Origin of the sequence: Kitasatospora sp. NPDC090091 (assembly GCF_044747365.1) — a bacterium.
In the GTDB taxonomy this organism is placed as follows: Bacteria; Actinomycetota; Actinomycetes; order Streptomycetales; family Streptomycetaceae; genus Kitasatospora.
The window spans coordinates 132,275-147,639 of sequence record NZ_JBIVDY010000016.1 but is presented as its reverse complement, the minus strand read 5'-3'; the positions used below and the strand labels follow the sequence as shown (position 1 = coordinate 147,639).

Below are 15,365 nucleotides of genomic sequence, written 5' to 3'. Positions count from 1 at the left end.
CGGCGCTTCAACTCCCCCAACGGGTCCGCTCCATCAACCCAGCTTGGGTTCGCCAGTCGGCAAATGGAGGAGGAATCCAAGGAGCTACTCTTCCGCTTGCTTGACAATCCTGACCTGTGGCGCGAACGCGCGGTCGAACAGATTGAGCTCACCGATGAGCTTTGGTCTGACCGCGAGCGAGTAATCGACGTCAAGCCATTCACCGAAGTGGCCGCCACGCGAGACCACAACGGCGATCCAAAACCCGAAGCGATTGAGATCGGAAGAATTCTAGAAGGACTCGAGGAGCGCAATGATGGAGCTGGACGCGGAAGATTCGCCGAGGTTCTGCTTCCCATCACATCACTGCCCAAGATGCCGATTCTGGCCTTTGAGGTCAAGGTAGACGGCAACCCGATCCACCGAGTTCCGAGAGACGCGAACGGAGATCTCCAGGCTCGCTACTTCGCCCACCTGGCCAGGCGTGCAGGATACCGGGCCCCCATCAGCGAAATGCTATTGCTCCTACTTTCCTGCATCTTCAGCTTCTCGTCAAGCACATGGAGGGATTTCGAGCACGATAGCCGACGGCCGCACTCCTTGATCGCACGGTTCTTCAAGGGCAATTTGGAGACTTACGATCCGGTCTATGACTACATCCAACGCAGACAAGGCAGCGACAAGAAGATCGACGCCGCCATGTATGCGCGGTGGCAGAGGATATCTGGCGAGATCCGCGACAGAGTGGTGCTCCGGCACGTCACCCCGAACGTCAGAAGCGCTGCAGAGAATCCACTCCTAGCCATCCCCAAACTGTGCCGAAGGCTTCCAAAGCTCCAGGAAGACGACACAACCCAGGAGGACTACATAACCGCCGTCCTCATGGACCTTCGAGATGTTCTGAGATTCGCCCAAGGCGAACTCCAAGCCGATCCCTTAAATCTGCATAGTCCAGCATACAAGCTTGTATCAACTTACGCCTCATACGGCCGACGCTGGGAGGCCGTGGCCAAATGCAGAATTCCCCTTGACAGGCCGCTCAAGATATCGGTCAAAGACCGGCGCATGATGGATTTCCACTCCCCGGAGCACCATTCGCTATTCTCCCGAAAGATCGAGGACAGGCGCTCGGTAGCCCACTACCAGATATCATTCGCAGACGCCGTATCGAACCATCTGCACATCACGATTCCTGACCAGCACGTCCAGTTCAAGCCACGGAGGTGCCGAGCCCGGGACAACACCTGGAACCACTTGTCCCCACAGGTCGCCGGATCACCCGATGACGAGCAAAAGACGCGCGAGTCGTATTCTCGATACGACACGAAGCCGCGTGTCGACCAAATCTGGATCGAGCTCCATCTGTGTCAGATCTGGGTTCGATCCTCGGCCACGATCGGTGTTGCCCTCGCGACGGCCGCCGCCCTGGTTCTGCTGATCCACTTCGCTTGGGGCTTCCTCTGGTGGCACTACGATCCCAACGCAAGGCTCAATGGAGCAGACGTCGTGGCCATTCTCTTGCCAGTTACGGTCGCAGCATCTCTCGCACTGGCTCGAGAATCATCGACGCTCGGAATGCGAGTCAAGAGCAACAAGCAGTACGTCCTCATGGCAGCCTTGGGCGCATTGTGGGTGGTCACGGTCATTGCCTATTTCCAGGACCGCATCGCGATCGACACACTTCACCAGGCGCACGCACAGGCCGCGGCCCAGTATCAGCTCCTCCTCGCCGCCAGACCCAGCGGATCCGCGTGCAACACCACCTCGTTGGTGCTGCGTTGCCTGACCCGTTCATGACTGCTGTCTCGCACTCGGGTCACAGAACCGTCGAGGGCGGGTCTGCCAGCCAGGAGTGCCAGACGTGAAGGGTGTTCGGCAGGTCGGGGCGGTCGAGGAGCCGGAGCACGTACCCGGCGTGGCACCGTGCCCAGGGACTGTCCGATCCAGCCGCCCGGGCGAGTCTGTCGCGCAGGTCCGCGCTGTCGACGGCCCGGGCGATCCGGACGTATTCGCGGTCCTTGCAGCGATACGCGCGGTGGACGACGATCTCGATCAGGTCGGTGAGCTTGGCCCTGACGGCCTCGTCGTGGTCGGCGAGGGCCAGGTACCGGATGAACCGTTCCTTCGTCCCCCATGCCTTCGCGTGCTGCGTCCACTCCTGCGGGTATCGCGCTTCCCACTCCAGGAAGAGCAGCGCATAGGGCAGCCCCGGCCACGTGGCCAGCTCGGCACCAGCAGGGCCGCCCCACAGCCCGTCGGGCAGCGAACGATTCTGGGCCCGCTTCCACACCCCGTGCGCCTGCAGAACGGCCGGCTCCCGGTACTGCTCGTCCGTTCCCAAGGGACGCGTCAGCCACAGCATCTCGTTGTACCGGTCGAGCGCGCCCGCGACCGTCCTCCGCGCCTCGGCCAGCCGGGCGAGCGCCGCGGCTCGGTCGGCCGGATCGTCCGCCGTCAGCCCGAACGCCCAGCCCAGTCGCTCGTGCCATGCGCAGGCGTCGTCCGCATCGGCAACCGGTTCCTCAGTCACACCGAAGATCATCCCCCAGGGCCCGGCTTCGCCGGAGCCCGGGTATCCACGGCGCCCCGCCTCCGGTGCTCTCCATCGCCGGGGGCGGGGCGTCGTGGTGGGGCCGGACCGGGGTCAGGCTTGGGCCGGTCCGGGGGTCTTGCGGCGGAATCGGCGCCGGCGTGCGGGCTGGTCGGGGAGCCAGCCGAAAGTGAGGCAGGCGCCCAGCACTCCGATGATCATGCCGATCAGGAAGCCGCCCAGGTTGGAGGTGATCCAACTGGCCAGCGAGCTGAGCACGGCGAGGATCGAGTAGAAGAGCCGCTGGGTGGGGTTGACCAGGATCAGCACGCCGCAGATCACCATCACGACCGGCACCAGGTAGCCGGCCAGCCCCTGCATCCCGATGTGCAGGACGACGGGCAGCGGGGCCCGCAGGGTGAAGAGGATCTCCGCGCCGCCGAGCAGCACCAGCAGGCCGCCCCAGAACGGGCGCCGGCCCCGCCAGCCGCGCCACCCGGGTCGGGTCCGGGCCGCCGGCGCGGCCTCGGGTTCCCCGGTGGGCGCAGCCTCCGCGGCCGCCGTGGTGCCTTTCCCGGCCGGGCCGGCGGCGTCGGGTACGGGGTCGGCCACCGTCAGCAGCCCTCCGAGCTGAAGCTCAGCCGCAGGTTGGGCAGCTTGAACGCCCCCGCGGTGGTGGCGTAGTTGTGCTGGCGCAGGTTGCGGATGTTGACGGTGTCGGCCTGCTGTCCGAACACGCCCGGCAGGCCCTTCACGCCGGCCTTGGTGAACGTGCTGGCGTCGCCGCCGATCTCCAGGTTGGTGAACGACGCGTCACCGGAGAGCAGGTCCGAGTCGGTGGTGAGGTCGGTGGCGGTGACGGGGGTGCCCGCGTCGCCGGCCTTGATCAGCAGGTTGATGCCGCCGAGGTCGACGCTCTGGCACAGCTTGGTGAGCGAGGCCTGCTTGATCGCGGAGACGGCGACCAGGACCTGCCCGCCGGTGTCGCCCTGGTTCGGACTGTCCTCGATCATGTGGTCCAGGCTGCCGAACTGCTCGAAGCCGACGCCCTCCAGGTTGTCGGCGGTGACGGTGAACGGCATGCCGGAGATGGCGAACTGCGCGGCGAGCACGCCCTGCGCCGTGAGGGTCATCAGGACCGCCCCGGCGGCGACGGCGGGAACAGCCATCAGCGCGGTGCGCCTCAGCCGGACCCGGCCTCTTCTCGCGACGGGCGCGTCGGTGCTCTCGGGCGTGGGGGCGGCGTCCTCGGACGTGGCCATGTGTGCTCCCTCGGGTGGTGGGAAGTGCAGGCACTGGCACGTTGCCCTGGCGCGGACAGCGTTCTGCGGCCCGACCGGTGGCCCGCCTCTCGGCAGCGGGGCGGGCCGGTCGGACCGCAGTGGGTCACTGGGAAGCTACTGCCCGGTATCCGGCGGGTCAATACGGGTGCACGAAGGATCATCGTCCGCATCCGGACCGGCCGCCGTGACCTGCGGCGGAGCGGTCGGCGGCGCTGAATTCGCCGGCGCCGGAGGCGCCGCGGGCACTGCCGTGAGCCGCCGGTGGGCCTCGGCCGGACCGAGGAAGGGCGCCAGGCAGAAGAGGCTCAACGCCGGCAGCAGATCGGGCAGTTGATCCGTCCGGCCGGCGTCGATCGCGCGGTGCAGGGTCCGGTAGACGCCACCCACGACCGCGTCCACCAACGCCTCCACTCCCACCCCGCCCGGCGGTTCGGGCACCTCGGCGAAGAACGCCCGGAAGCGGGTGAGGAGTTGGGCGATCTCACGACGTCCGGCCGGGCCGACCGCCTCGATCTCGATCACCGCCATGGTCGCGAACGCCGGGACGCCCGCGAGCAGGTTGAGCAGCGCGCGCAGCGACTCTCGGATCCCGGTGCACCAGTCCGGCGCCGCGGCGAACGCGGCCGCCATCCGCCGGATCACCACCCCCGTGCCGTGCCGGTGGGCGGCCAGGAAGGCGTCCTCCTTCCCGCTGAACAGCTCGTAGAAGACCGGCCTGGTCACGCCGGCCGCGCGGCAGATGTCGCTCACCGTGGCGTGCTGGTAGCCCTGTTGGGCCACGGTGTGGACCAGCCCGTCGAGCAGCCGCTCCCGCTGGGTGGCGGCGACCACGTCGGGCGGCAGCCGGCTCGGGCCGCGCTTGATCGAGCGGGCCGGGTCGCGGCCGGTGCGCGCGCCCGGCAGCAGCAGCGCCTCGGCGGCTGGAACGGCATCCGAGTTCATCGCCAACTCCCGTGCTTTGTCTTGACATTGACGCAAGGGCGGGTTTACAACACTCGCAGGTTTCCAATCGGGCGGCGTCGAGCCGCCGGAGGCCTTCACGCGTTCCGACTGTTCAGTATGGCGAACGCATGCCCGGCGGTGGCAGCCGTCGACGTGCACCCACGCAATCCCTGCACCAACTCGCCGTACGGGCGGGCCCGTGGCGCCGGGTCCGCCGCATCAGCGGACGCGCCTTCCCCCACATGCGCCGACGCGCGCCGCACCCCCGTGCGGCCCGCGGGCTCCCCCACCGACTCCGCACGGAGAGAGGCACCCTCATGCGCATCCGCCGTACCCTCGGCGTCGCGGCCCTGGCCGCCGCCGCCCTGACCAGCGCCGCGATCACCCCGGCCCAGGCCGCCGGCTCGGCCGTGCTGACCCACACCGCCGTGGGCGGGCCCGACATCGCCGTCGGGGACGTCCTGACCGCCGACCTGGTCGCCGGCTCCTACGCCACCTTCTACTCCAGCGCCACCGGGACGAGCGGCATCAAGTGCGCCACCTCCTCCTTCTCCGCCACCGTCACCGGCAACCCGGCCGCGCCGGGCGTGGCCACCGAGCAGCTGAACAGCCACACCTTCGGCTCGTGCACCGCCAACGTCATCGGTGTCACCTCCGTGCAGAGCGTGACGGTCAACAACCTGCCGTACACCAACTCGGTCAGCGACGCCGCCGGCAACCCGGTCACGCTCGCCCCGACGGCCGCCGGTCCGCTGCAGACCACGGTGGTGCTCAAGACCCTCCTCGGCACCATCACCTGCGTCTACCGCGCGCCCGGCAGCATCGCCGGCACCACCTCGAACACCGGCCAGACCATCGGCTTCGCCTCCCAGGCCTTCAACAAGGTCGCCGGCCCGAGCCTCTGCTTCGCGGCGGGCTACTTCTCCGCGACGTACGGGCCGGTCGTCGACAGCTCGGTCGCCGGCAGCCCGCACGTGTTCATCAACTGAGACCGGCCGAGGCCCGAACGGTCGACCGCCGCCCCGCCGCGGAAGCGCGGCAGGGCGGCACCGCGGCGAGCGGCGGCCGGCGGCCGGCAGGCGGTGCGCGGCGTTCGGCGTGCGGCGACCCCGGTCGCCGCACGCCGACCGGTGTGTCCGGCCAGGTACAGGCAGGCGCAGCCCAGGACGGCCCGGGACAGCGAAGTGACCGGCCGGTAAGGTGCGGGTCACAGGCCACCCGGCGCGGGGCCCGGGGTGCGTGGGCCCGGGTGCCCGGCCACCGGCTCAGGGCACACCGACGGGAGTGGAGCGCATGCGCGGCGAGGGCACGGGGTTCTTCGAGTCGGCGGCGGACGCCGCCGCCAAGCTGGCCGAGACCGGCTACCTGGCTTCCACCGCGGTGGCCACCACCGTCTTCCTCGCCGACCGGCTGGGCAAGCCGCTGCTGGTCGAGGGCCCGGCCGGGGTCGGCAAGACGGAGCTGGCCAAGGCCCTGGCCGAGATCGGCAGGGCCCGGCTGGTGCGTCTGCAGTGCTACGAGGGCATCGACGAGGCCCGCGCGCTCTACGAGTGGAACCACGCCAAGCAGCTGCTGCGCATCACCGCCGGGCGGGACGAGGGCTGGGACCGCGCCCGTACCGACATCTTCGGCGAGGAGTTCCTGCTCACCCGGCCGCTGCTGACCGCCATCCGCGGCGACGAGCCGACCGTGCTGCTGATCGACGAGATGGACAAGGCCGACGTCGAGGTGGAGGCGCTGCTGCTGGAGGTGCTCAGCGACTTCCAGGTCACCGTCCCGGAGCTGGGCACCATCACGGCGACCCGGCGGCCCTTCGTCCTGCTCACCTCCAACGCCACCCGCGAGCTCTCCGAGGCGCTCCGCCGCCGCTGCCTCTTCCTCCACCTCGACTACCCGGACGCCGATCTGGAGCGCCGGATCGTCCGGCTGAAGGTCCCCGGCCTGGACGCGGTGCTGGCCGAGTCGCTGGTCCGGGTGGTCGGGGCGCTGCGGGCGATGGAGCTGCGCAAGGCGCCGTCGGTGGCGGAGACCATCGACTGGGCGCGCACCCTGCTGGCACTCGGCGCGAACACCCTGGACGAGGCGGTGGTCCGCGACACCCTCGGCGTGATCCTCAAGCACCAGGACGACGTGTTGAAGGCCGCCCAGAAGCTCACGCTGGCATGACCGCCCCCGCCCCGCGCCGTCCCGGCGGCACCGGCGCACCGGCCCGAGCGGCCACCCCGGCCCCGGCGGCCGCCACCACCGACAGCACGGCCACAGCCGACGGCACCGACATCGCCGCCCGGCTGACCGGGCTGGTCCGGGCGCTGCGAGGCCACGGCCTGCGGATCGGGCCGGCCGAGACGGTGGACGCAGCCGCCGTGGTCGACGTCCTCGGCCTGGCCGACCGGGAGCAGCTGCGGGCCGGCCTGGCCGCCGCGCTGCTGCGCTCCGAGGGCCAGCGCGGCGCCTACGACGCCACCTTCGACCTCTTCTTCCCGCTCGGCGTCGGCGCTCCGGAGGCCACCCGGGCCGGGTCCGCGGCCGACCCGGAGCCGTCGTCCCCCGACGCCCCCGACGCCCCGGGCGGCCTCCTCGGCGACGCCGGCCCCGAGGGACTGCGCGAGCTGCTGCGCGAACGTCTCGCCGCCGCACTCGCCGCCGACGACCGGGCCGCGCAGGCCCGGCTGGCGGGCGAGGCGGTAGCCGCGTTCGGCCGCTACGGCGGCGGCGCCACCCCGGGCTCGGACGGCTGGTCCGCCTACCAGACGCTCGGCCGGCTCGCACCCGAGACGCTGCTGGCCCGCGTGCTGGCCGCACTGCGCACGGGCCCGGCCGCGGACGTCCCGAGCGCGGTGGCCGACGCGACCGACGTGGCCGACCGCGTGCTCGCCGACGAGATCCGCCGCCGGATCCAGGGCTTCCGGGCCATGGTCGGCACCGAGGCCCGGCGCCGGGTGGCCGAGCTGCGCGGCCCGGAGCGGATCGCCGAGCGGGCGGTCGCGCCCACCGCCGACCGGATCGACTTCCTCACCGCCGGACGCGACCAGCTCGCCGAACTCCGGCGCACCGTCCACCCGTTGGCCCGGAAGCTGGCCACCCGGCTGGCCGCGCAGCGGCGCCGGGCGGCCCGCGGGCAGATCGACCTGCGGCGGACGCTGCGCCGATCGCTCTCCACCGGCGGGGTGCCGCTGCGCCCGGCCTACCGGGTCCGCCGGCCGGCCCGGCCGGAGATCGTGCTGCTCTGCGACGTCTCCGGCTCGGTGGCCGGGTTCGCCGACTTCACCATGCTGCTGGTCCAGGCGATGCGGGACCAGTTCAGCAAGGTCCGGGTGTTCGCCTTCGTCAACCGCACCGCCGAGGTGACCGGCCTGCTGACCGCGGGCGGCACCGACCCGGCCGCATTGGCCCGCCGGATCCTCACCGAGGCCAAGGTGATGGGCTACCACGGCAACAGCGACTACGGCTCGGCGCTGGCCGAGTTCGCCGAGCACCACCTTGACGCGGTCGGGCCGCGCACCAGCGTGCTGGTCCTCGGGGACGCGCGGAACAACCAGCGCGACCCGCAGCCGGACGCGCTGCGCCGGATCGCCGCCCGGGCGCGGCGGGTGTACTGGCTCAACCCGGAGCAGCCCGCGCTCTGGGGCACCGGGGACTCGGCGGCGCCCGTCTACGCGGAGGTGGTGGAGATGCACTCCTGCCGCAACGCCCGCCGCCTCGGCGAGCTGATCGCCCGGCTGCTGCCGCTCTGAGCACGGCTCCTGACCGGACGTCAGAACGCCAGCCGGGCAACCGCGTCGGGCAGCTCGACGACGCGGTTGGGCTCAGCCGTCGAGGTGCCGCAGGAAGTCCAGCAATGCGGCGTTGACCTCGGCCGGGCGCTCCTGCTGCGTCCAGTGGCCCGCGCCCGCCAGCGTGACGTGCCGGTGCAGCTTGGGCGTGAGGTTGTCGAGCAGGAAGGCCATGGCGTCCGGGCCGACCAGCGCCGTCACCATGTCCCGGTCCCCCGCCACGTAGAGCGCGGGCACCTCGACGGCGCGCCCGGCGAAGGCGGCGCCCAGCTCGTTGTTGCGGTCGATGTTCCGGTACCAGTTGAGCGGGCCGGTGAAGGCGTGCTCGCCGTGCTCGGCGTAGTCGGCGACGAAGGCCTCGATGTCGTCCTCGGTGAGCCAGTGGGGCAGCTTCTCCGGGTCGGGCACGGTGTCCAGCAGGGTCCGGCCCTCGGGGACGACCCAGGCGGCGGGCCGCTCGGCCCCCGGCCGGTCGCCGGAGCCGCTGAACAGGATGCGGCGGAAGGTCGAGCGCGGGTCCTGGGCGAGCTCGGCGTCGGCGACGCCCGGCCGCTGGAAGTAGTTCTGGTAGAAGCCGTCGCCGAACCGTTCCCGGGTCTGCGCCAGCGGCGGCAGTCCGGTGACCGGCAGCGGCGGCACGCTGAGGCCGGCCACGCCGCGCACCAGGTCGGGCCGGAGCGCGGCGGCGGCCCAGGCGACGGGCGCGCCCCAGTCGTGGCCGACCACCACGGCCGGCCCGCCGCCGCCGAGCGCGGTGATCAGGCCGGCGACGTCGCCGACCAGGTGGAACATGGTGTAGGCGTCGACGGCCGCCGGCTGCTCGCTGCGGGCGTAGCCGCGCTGGTCGGGGGCGACCACCCGGTAGCCGGCGGCGACGAGCGGGGCGAACTGGTGCCGCCAGGAGTACCAGCTCTCCGGGAAGCCGTGCAGCAGCAGGACCAACGGCCCCTCGCCCTGTTCGGCGAGGTGCAGCCGGACGCCGTTGACCTCGATCTCGCGGTGCTGGATGTCGCCGTAGGCACTGTCGGTGTGCCTGGTCACGTTGGCCACCCCTGCTCCTCAGGTCGCGTCATGTCGTCACGGGCCGGAATCCGTCCGACCGTTCGCTGTCCGTCCTGCCCAACCGGCCGGGCGGGGAACCCCGAATCCCGACCCGAAGCGGCCCGGCAAGGCCCTCCGGGGCCCGCGGCGCCCGGACGGAGCAGCGGGCGGGGCGGCGCGGCGGCCGTGCGGGTACGTTCGCGGTGTGCAGCAGAGGTCACACCACGTCAGGAGGCCCGCGGCGGCCTCGGCCGTCGCCGCGCTGGTCCTCGCCTCCGGAGCGCCGGCGGCCACCGCGCAGGACGCGGTCGGCGTGGTCGGCGGGGAGCGGCTGGGCCGCCCCGCCGTCCAGGTGGCGCCGCTGGCCGGCGCGCCCGCCCTGCCGTCGGCGCTGACCGGGCGCTCCTGGCTGGTCGCGGACGCGGCCACCGGCGAGGTGCTGGCGGCGCAGAACGCCCATCTGCCGCTGCCGCCCGCCAGCACGCTGAAGATGCTGTTCGCGGACACCGTGCTGCCCAAGTTCGACCGCTCGCTGGAGCACCGGGTGGCACCGGCCGAGCTGGCCAACCTGGGCGCGGGCAGCAGCCTGGTCGGCATCAAGGAGAACCTGCCGTACCGGGTGGAGGACCTCTGGCGGGGCGTCTTCCTCAGCTCCGGCAACGACGCCGTCCACGTGCTGGCCCACATGAACGGCGGCCTCGCCCAGACCGTGGCCCAGATGCAGGCCCGCGCGGTCTCCCTGCAGGCCCGGGACACCCACGTGGTCTCGCCGGACGGCTACGACATGGACGGCCAGGTCTCCTCGGCGTACGACCTGACGCTGTTCGCCCGGGCCGGGCTGCGCAACGCCGACTTCCGCGCGTACTGCTCGACCCGGACCGCCCGCTTCCCGGGCGGGGTCGACAAGACGACCGGGCAGCGGACGTCCTTCGACATCGCCAACACCGACCGGCTGCTCGGCAAGTACCCCGGGCTGATCGGGGTGAAGAACGGCTACACCACCAATGCCGGGTCCACCTTCACCGGGGCGGCCGAACGCAACGGCCGCACGCTGCTGGTGACGGTGATGCACCCGGAGGCGCAGGCCACGGTGTACGACGAGGCGGCGAGCCTGCTGGACTGGGGGTTCGCGGCGGTCGGCAAGGTCCAGCCGGTCGGGCACCTGGCGGAGGAACTGGCCGACCCGTCCGCGGTCGAGTCGGCCGGGCCCGGCTCCGGTGTGCTGCCGCACGCGATCCGGCAGGCCGACCGCGCGCTCGGCCCGGGCGGCTGGACGGCCGTCGCGCTGGGCGGTGCGCTGGTGCTGCTGGCCGCCGGCCGGTCGATGATCCACCGACGCCCCGGCCCGGTGGCGGCCGCCGAGGCCGTTCCGGTGCCGGTCGCGTTCACCCGGACGGGCGCCACGGCGCTCGGCGGTTCGACCGCCGTGGGCGGGCGCCGCCGGCGCAGGTCCGTCCGCGCCGCCCGCGCCGTCCGCCGGACGGTCGACTCGGCCCGCCGGCGGCTGCACCGGCCGTGACCGACAGCGGACGCCGACGGACGGGGTACGGCGAAGGACAGGGCCTAGACTTCCCGGCATGAACGCCGCAACGCCCGACCCCGCCCAGCAGGAGCGGCTCGCACGCCTGGTCCGCCTCGCCTCCGGGAGCTACCTGCTGGTGACCACCTACAAGAAGGACGGCACCGGCGTGCCGACCCCGGTCTGGGTGGTCCGCGACGGCGACGCACTGGGCATCTGGACGGTGGCGGACTCCTGGAAGGCCAAGCGGATCCGCAACCGCGCCGACGTCATGGTCGGGCCCTGCGACGTCAAGGGCCGCCCGACCGGCGATCAGTACCCGGCCACCGCCGAGATCCTCGGGGCCGAGCGGACCGCCGCCTACCGGACGCTGCTGCGACAGAAGTACGGCCTCGTGGGCGTGCTGACGCTGCTCGGCAGCCGGCTGCGGCGCGGTGAGCGCGGCACCGTCGGCATCCGGATCACGCTGACCGACTGACGCCCTGCGCCGGGGCCGTCCACGCGGACGCCCCGGGGGGCCGCCCTGGCGCACACCCGCCCCGGCGCGGCCGCGGCGGCGCATCCGCGGTGGGCCCGCTACAGCGGCGCCGACCCGCTACAGCGGCGCCGGCCCGTTCCCGGTGGCCGGTCCGTGCGCGGCGACCCGCCCGGCCGGGGCGTCCCAGCGCTCGGCGCGCTCGCAGGTGTCCAGGATCACCCGGGCGACCAGCGCGGGGTCGTCACTCATCGGCACGTGCCCGCAGCCGGGCAGCCGCACCAGCCGGGCGTCGGGCAGTTCGTGCAGCGCGCGGACGCCCTGACGCCGCAGCAGGATGCGGTCCCGGGAGCCCCAGGCGACGCTGACCGGCAGCGCGGCGAGGTCCCCGCTGAAGCGCAGGCCGCGGCCGGCCGACAGGGTGGGCTCGAACCCGGTCGCCTCCCGCAGCGCCCTGGTCTCGGCGGCCGCCGCGGCGGCATCGCGCCGCCCCGGGCGCGCGTAGATGGTGGAGACCAGCCCCGCCCGTCCGACCCGGGTGCGGGCCAGCCGTTCGACGACGGACGGCGGCAGCAGCCGCGCGCCGACCCGCATCCCGCCGAGGACGGCGTAGGCGTAGCGGCGCTCGGCCTCCGTCCAGAAGCCGGCTGGAGCGAGCGCCGTCACCGACGCGGCGAGCCCGGCCTTGCCGAGCCCGAGCGCCAGCAGCCCGCCGAGCGAGTTCCCGGCGACGTGCGGGCGCTCGATCCCCAGCGCCGCACAGAGCCGGCCGAGCAGCGGGACGACCGTGTCCAGCCCGTAGGGCACGCCCGGCGGCAGGGCGGGCGAGGCGCCGAATCCCGGCAGGTCGACGGCGATCACGTCGTGCCGCTCGGCGAGCGCGGGCAGCACCGGATCCCAGGCCTGCCAGTGGTGGCCGATGCCGTGCAGCAGGAGGAGCGGGCTGCCGGCGCCGAGCCGCTGGTAGCGCGCGGTCACCGCGCCGGGGCCGTACGGGGCGGGCAGCGGGAAGGTCACGTCGGCGGGCATGCGACTCCTCTGTGAGATCTGGAGTCAACAAGAATTACCGGCCGGTAGCCCGCGCCACAAGACTCCTGCGCCGGGCGGTTGCCCGGGCATCGACACCGACCGCCTCCACCCCTACGCGAACCATTCTGGTGCGTACATGACGACGAACTGTTCTCCCGCTGTACGTCTTGTCGTCGGCCGGCGCCCGCGGTACGGAGCGGTTGGCGCTGCTACAAACCTCACCGCCCGACCTTCCACGGACCGGTCAGAGCATCAGATCGTCAGCACGTCATGACGCGCCAGCTCGACATAGCGCGTCAGCACGCCAGCACGCCAGAACGTCTGATCACCGGATCGTCAGATCCACCGACCTCAAGGCCCGGCGGGCCACCCGCCTGTCCGGCCGTCAGAAGGAGAGCCCATGCGGCGAACCGATCGAGTCCGGCTCCGCACGATGGCGGTGGCATCCGCCGCCGCCGTGGTGGGAGCGCTGTTGGTCCTTCCGGCCGCCACCGCCCAGGCGGTGTCGCCGGACGTCGTGATCAGCCAGGTGTACGGCGGGGGCGGCAACTCCGGCGCCCCGTACACCAACGACTTCGTCGAGCTGTACAACCGCGGCACCACCGCGGTGAACGTCACCGGCTGGACGGTGCAGTACGCCTCGGCTGGCGGCTCCTCCTGGTCACGGACCACGCTGACCGGGACCATCGCGCCCGGGAAGTACTACCTGGTCCAGGAGGCCGCCGGGGCCGGCGCGGGCACGGCGCTGCCGGCCCCGGACGCCACCGGAACCCTCGCTCTCGGCGCCACCTCCGGCAAGGTCGCCCTGGTGACCAACGGCACCGCACTGGCCTGCGCCTCGGGCTGCGCCACCCAGCCCGGCGTGAAGGACTTCGTCGGCTACGGCTCCTCCGCCAGCTCGGCCGAGGGCTCGCCGACCGGCAACCTCTCCAACACCATCGCCGCGCTGCGGGCCGGCAGTGGCGCGACCGACACCGACAACAACGCGGCCGACTTCGCGACCGGCACGCCGACCCCGCGCAACTCCTCCTACACCGGCGGCGGTTCGGGCGGGGGCACCCGAATACACGACATCCAGGGCGCGGCCCGCACCTCCCCGCCGGCCGGGTCGTCGGTCAGCGCGGTGCCCGGCGTCGTCACCGCCGTCGGCGCGAGCGGCTTCTGGTACCAGGACCCGCTCCCGGACGCCGACCCCGCCACCAGCGAGGCCGTCTACGTCTACACCGCTGGCGCCCCCGGCGTCGCCGTCGGCGACTCGGTGAAGGTCGGCGCCACCGTGGCCGAGTACCGCCCCGGCGGCACTGGTGGGACCACCAACCTCACCGTCACCGAGCTCACCTCCCCCACCGTCACCGTCCTCGCCCACAACGCCCCGTTGCCGGCCGCCACGGTGGTCGGCGCCGCCGGGCGGGTGCCCCCGGCCGCGGTGATCTCCTCCGTCACCTCGGGCGACGTCGAAACGGCCGGGGGCTTCCTCCCCACCACCGACGGCCTCGACTTCTGGGAGTCCCTGGAGGGCATGCGGGTCGAGCTCGACAACGCGGCCGTGGTCGGCCCGCGCAGCAGCTTCGGCGAGATCCCCGTCGTCCCGCAGGGCAGCACCACCCGCACCAACCGCGGCGGCATCCTGCTGCAGGCCGCCGACGGCAACCCGGAGCGGGTGATCCTCGACGACGTGCTCGCCCCCACCCCGACCGCCGACGTCGGCGACACGCTCAGCGGCGCGACCGTCGGCGTGCTCGACTACTCCTTCGGCAACTTCAAGCTCCTGGTCACCGCGACCCCCTCGGTCGCCTCCGGCGGCATCGTGCCCGAGACCACCACCGCGGCCGCCGCCGGCGAGCTCGCCGCCGCGACGTTCAACGTGGAGAACCTGGCGCCGGGCGACCCGCAGAGCAAGTTCGACGGCCTCGCGGCCGGCATCGTCGGCAACCTCCGCTCGCCCGACCTGGTCGCCCTGGAGGAGATCCAGGACAACAGCGGCGCGACCGACAACGGCACCGTCGCCGCCGACCAGACGCTCGCCAAGCTCACCGCCGCCATCACCGCGGCCGGCGGCCCCGCCTACTCGTACCGCCAGATCAACCCCGTCAACGACCAGGACGGCGGCCAGCCCGGCGGCAACATCCGCCAGGTCTTCCTCTTCCGCACCGACCGCGGTCTGAGCTTCACCGACCGCCCCGGCGCCGGCTCCACCACCGCGGACTCGGTCGTCAACAACGGCGGCACCCCGGCCCTCGCCTACTCCCCCGGCCGGATCGACCCCACCAACTCCGCCTTCAACGCCAGCCGCAAGCCGCTGGCCGGCGAGTTCCGCTGGAACGGCCGCCCGGTCTTCGTCATCGCCAACCACTTCAACTCCAAGGGCGGCGACCAGCCCCTCTTCGGCCGCTACCAGCAGCCCTCCCGCCCGTCCGAGACCCAGCGGCACGCCCAGGCCGCGGTGGTGAAGGGCTTCACCGACCAGATCCTCGCGGTCGACCCGAACGCCTCGGTCATCGTCCTCGGCGACCTCAACGACTTCGAGTTCTCCGTGACCGCCGACGTGCTGACCGCCGGCGGCTCCCTGGTCGACCTCCCGCGCACCCTCCCGCCCGCCGAGCGCTACACCTACGTGTACGAGGGCAACTCCCAGGTCCTGGACCACATCCTGATCTCCCCGGCCCTGGCCGCCAGGCCGTACGGCTACGACATCGTCCACCTCAACAGCGAGTTCGCCACCCAGCTCAGCGACCACGACCCCCAGGTCGTCCGCATCCCGCTGCCGTAGCGCGCTCCCCGTGCGGGTTCTGAC

At 72.5% G+C, this 15,365-nt stretch carries 13 protein-coding genes; 7 read left to right on the top strand and 6 right to left on the bottom strand.

Going from position 1 to position 15,365, the window contains the following annotated elements:
* The first annotated feature begins 63 nt into the window (after nt 1-63).
* Complete coding sequence (locus tag ACIPSC_RS26655) at nt 64-1,776, top strand: hypothetical protein (protein ID WP_400828586.1); 1,713 nt, start codon at nt 64-66, stop codon at nt 1,774-1,776.
* Between the two features lie 19 nt (nt 1,777-1,795).
* Here the strand turns inward: ACIPSC_RS26655 and ACIPSC_RS26650 are convergent, their stop codons facing one another.
* From ACIPSC_RS26650 to ACIPSC_RS26635, 4 genes are all read right to left on the bottom strand, one after another.
* Nucleotides 1,796-2,509 (bottom strand): hypothetical protein, encoded by a 714-nt coding sequence (locus ACIPSC_RS26650; RefSeq protein ID WP_400828585.1) that lies wholly within the window; start codon nt 2,507-2,509, stop codon nt 1,796-1,798.
* A gap of 114 nt (nt 2,510-2,623) precedes the next feature.
* The gene (locus ACIPSC_RS26645) at nt 2,624-3,121 is read right to left on the bottom strand and encodes a DUF6114 domain-containing protein (protein WP_400828584.1); all 498 of its coding nucleotides are present in this window, start codon (nt 3,119-3,121) and stop codon (nt 2,624-2,626) included.
* A gap of 2 nt (nt 3,122-3,123) precedes the next feature.
* Nucleotides 3,124-3,771 carry a DUF6230 family protein gene (locus ACIPSC_RS26640; RefSeq protein WP_400828583.1) on the bottom strand — a complete coding sequence of 216 codons (648 nt, stop codon included), beginning with the start codon at nt 3,769-3,771 and terminating at the stop codon, nt 3,124-3,126.
* A gap of 135 nt (nt 3,772-3,906) precedes the next feature.
* Entirely contained in the window at nt 3,907-4,734 is an 828-nt protein-coding gene (locus ACIPSC_RS26635) for a TetR/AcrR family transcriptional regulator (RefSeq protein WP_400828582.1), read from the bottom strand.
* Between the two features lie 317 nt (nt 4,735-5,051).
* On the opposite strand from ACIPSC_RS26635, the gene ACIPSC_RS26630 reads away from it, so the two are divergent.
* The 3 genes from ACIPSC_RS26630 to ACIPSC_RS26620 all read left to right on the top strand — a co-directional run bounded on the left by ACIPSC_RS26630 (nt 5,052) and on the right by ACIPSC_RS26620 (nt 8,468).
* Nucleotides 5,052-5,723 (top strand): Tat pathway signal sequence domain protein, encoded by a 672-nt coding sequence (locus tag ACIPSC_RS26630; protein WP_400828581.1) that lies wholly within the window; start codon nt 5,052-5,054, stop codon nt 5,721-5,723.
* A gap of 304 nt (nt 5,724-6,027) precedes the next feature.
* A complete protein-coding gene (locus tag ACIPSC_RS26625; protein ID WP_400828667.1) occupies nt 6,028-6,900 on the top strand; it encodes an AAA family ATPase in 873 nt (290 codons plus the stop codon).
* Nucleotides 6,897-8,468, top strand: coding sequence for a VWA domain-containing protein (locus tag ACIPSC_RS26620; protein ID WP_400828580.1), 1,572 nt, complete (start codon nt 6,897-6,899; stop codon nt 8,466-8,468). Before ACIPSC_RS26625 ends, ACIPSC_RS26620 begins: the two co-directional genes overlap by 4 nt.
* A gap of 72 nt (nt 8,469-8,540) precedes the next feature.
* Here the strand turns inward: ACIPSC_RS26620 and ACIPSC_RS26615 are convergent, their stop codons facing one another.
* The gene (locus ACIPSC_RS26615; RefSeq protein ID WP_400828579.1) at nt 8,541-9,548 is read right to left on the bottom strand and encodes an alpha/beta fold hydrolase; all 1,008 of its coding nucleotides are present in this window, start codon (nt 9,546-9,548) and stop codon (nt 8,541-8,543) included.
* Between the two features lie 205 nt (nt 9,549-9,753).
* Here ACIPSC_RS26615 and ACIPSC_RS26610 point away from each other — a divergent pair, with 205 nt between their 5' ends.
* Together ACIPSC_RS26610 and ACIPSC_RS26605 are read left to right on the top strand one after the other, a co-directional pair.
* A complete protein-coding gene (locus tag ACIPSC_RS26610; protein ID WP_400828578.1) occupies nt 9,754-11,067 on the top strand; it encodes a D-alanyl-D-alanine carboxypeptidase family protein in 1,314 nt (437 codons plus the stop codon).
* Between the two features lie 58 nt (nt 11,068-11,125).
* Entirely contained in the window at nt 11,126-11,545 is a 420-nt protein-coding gene (locus ACIPSC_RS26605; RefSeq protein WP_400828577.1) for a PPOX class F420-dependent oxidoreductase, read from the top strand.
* 117 nt (nt 11,546-11,662) lie between these two features.
* Here ACIPSC_RS26605 and ACIPSC_RS26600 read toward each other — a convergent pair whose 3' ends face one another.
* Nucleotides 11,663-12,571 (bottom strand): alpha/beta fold hydrolase, encoded by a 909-nt coding sequence (locus ACIPSC_RS26600; RefSeq protein ID WP_400828576.1) that lies wholly within the window; start codon nt 12,569-12,571, stop codon nt 11,663-11,665.
* Nucleotides 12,572-12,971: 400 nt separating this feature from the next.
* Between ACIPSC_RS26600 and ACIPSC_RS26595 the strand changes: the two genes are divergently transcribed.
* Complete coding sequence (locus tag ACIPSC_RS26595) at nt 12,972-15,341, top strand: lamin tail domain-containing protein (protein ID WP_400828575.1); 2,370 nt, start codon at nt 12,972-12,974, stop codon at nt 15,339-15,341.
* Nucleotides 15,342-15,365: the final 24 nt, after the last annotated feature.

Bases quoted from the DNA above. Each gene is read 5' to 3' on its own strand.
- ACIPSC_RS26635 (WP_400828582.1), bottom strand. From the start codon at position 4,734: ATGAACTCGGATGCCGTTCCAGCCGCCGAGGCGCTGCTGCTGCCGGGC.
- ACIPSC_RS26620 (WP_400828580.1), top strand. From the start codon at position 6,897: ATGACCGCCCCCGCCCCGCGCCGTCCCGGCGGCACCGGCGCACCGGCC.
- ACIPSC_RS26655 (WP_400828586.1), top strand. From the start codon at position 64: ATGGAGGAGGAATCCAAGGAGCTACTCTTCCGCTTGCTTGACAATCCT.
- ACIPSC_RS26630 (WP_400828581.1), top strand. From the start codon at position 5,052: ATGCGCATCCGCCGTACCCTCGGCGTCGCGGCCCTGGCCGCCGCCGCC.
- ACIPSC_RS26605 (WP_400828577.1), top strand. From the start codon at position 11,126: ATGAACGCCGCAACGCCCGACCCCGCCCAGCAGGAGCGGCTCGCACGC.
- ACIPSC_RS26600 (WP_400828576.1), bottom strand. From the start codon at position 12,571: ATGCCCGCCGACGTGACCTTCCCGCTGCCCGCCCCGTACGGCCCCGGC.
- ACIPSC_RS26595 (WP_400828575.1), top strand. From the start codon at position 12,972: ATGCGGCGAACCGATCGAGTCCGGCTCCGCACGATGGCGGTGGCATCC.
- ACIPSC_RS26625 (WP_400828667.1), top strand. From the start codon at position 6,028: ATGCGCGGCGAGGGCACGGGGTTCTTCGAGTCGGCGGCGGACGCCGCC.
- ACIPSC_RS26640 (WP_400828583.1), bottom strand. From the start codon at position 3,771: ATGGCCACGTCCGAGGACGCCGCCCCCACGCCCGAGAGCACCGACGCG.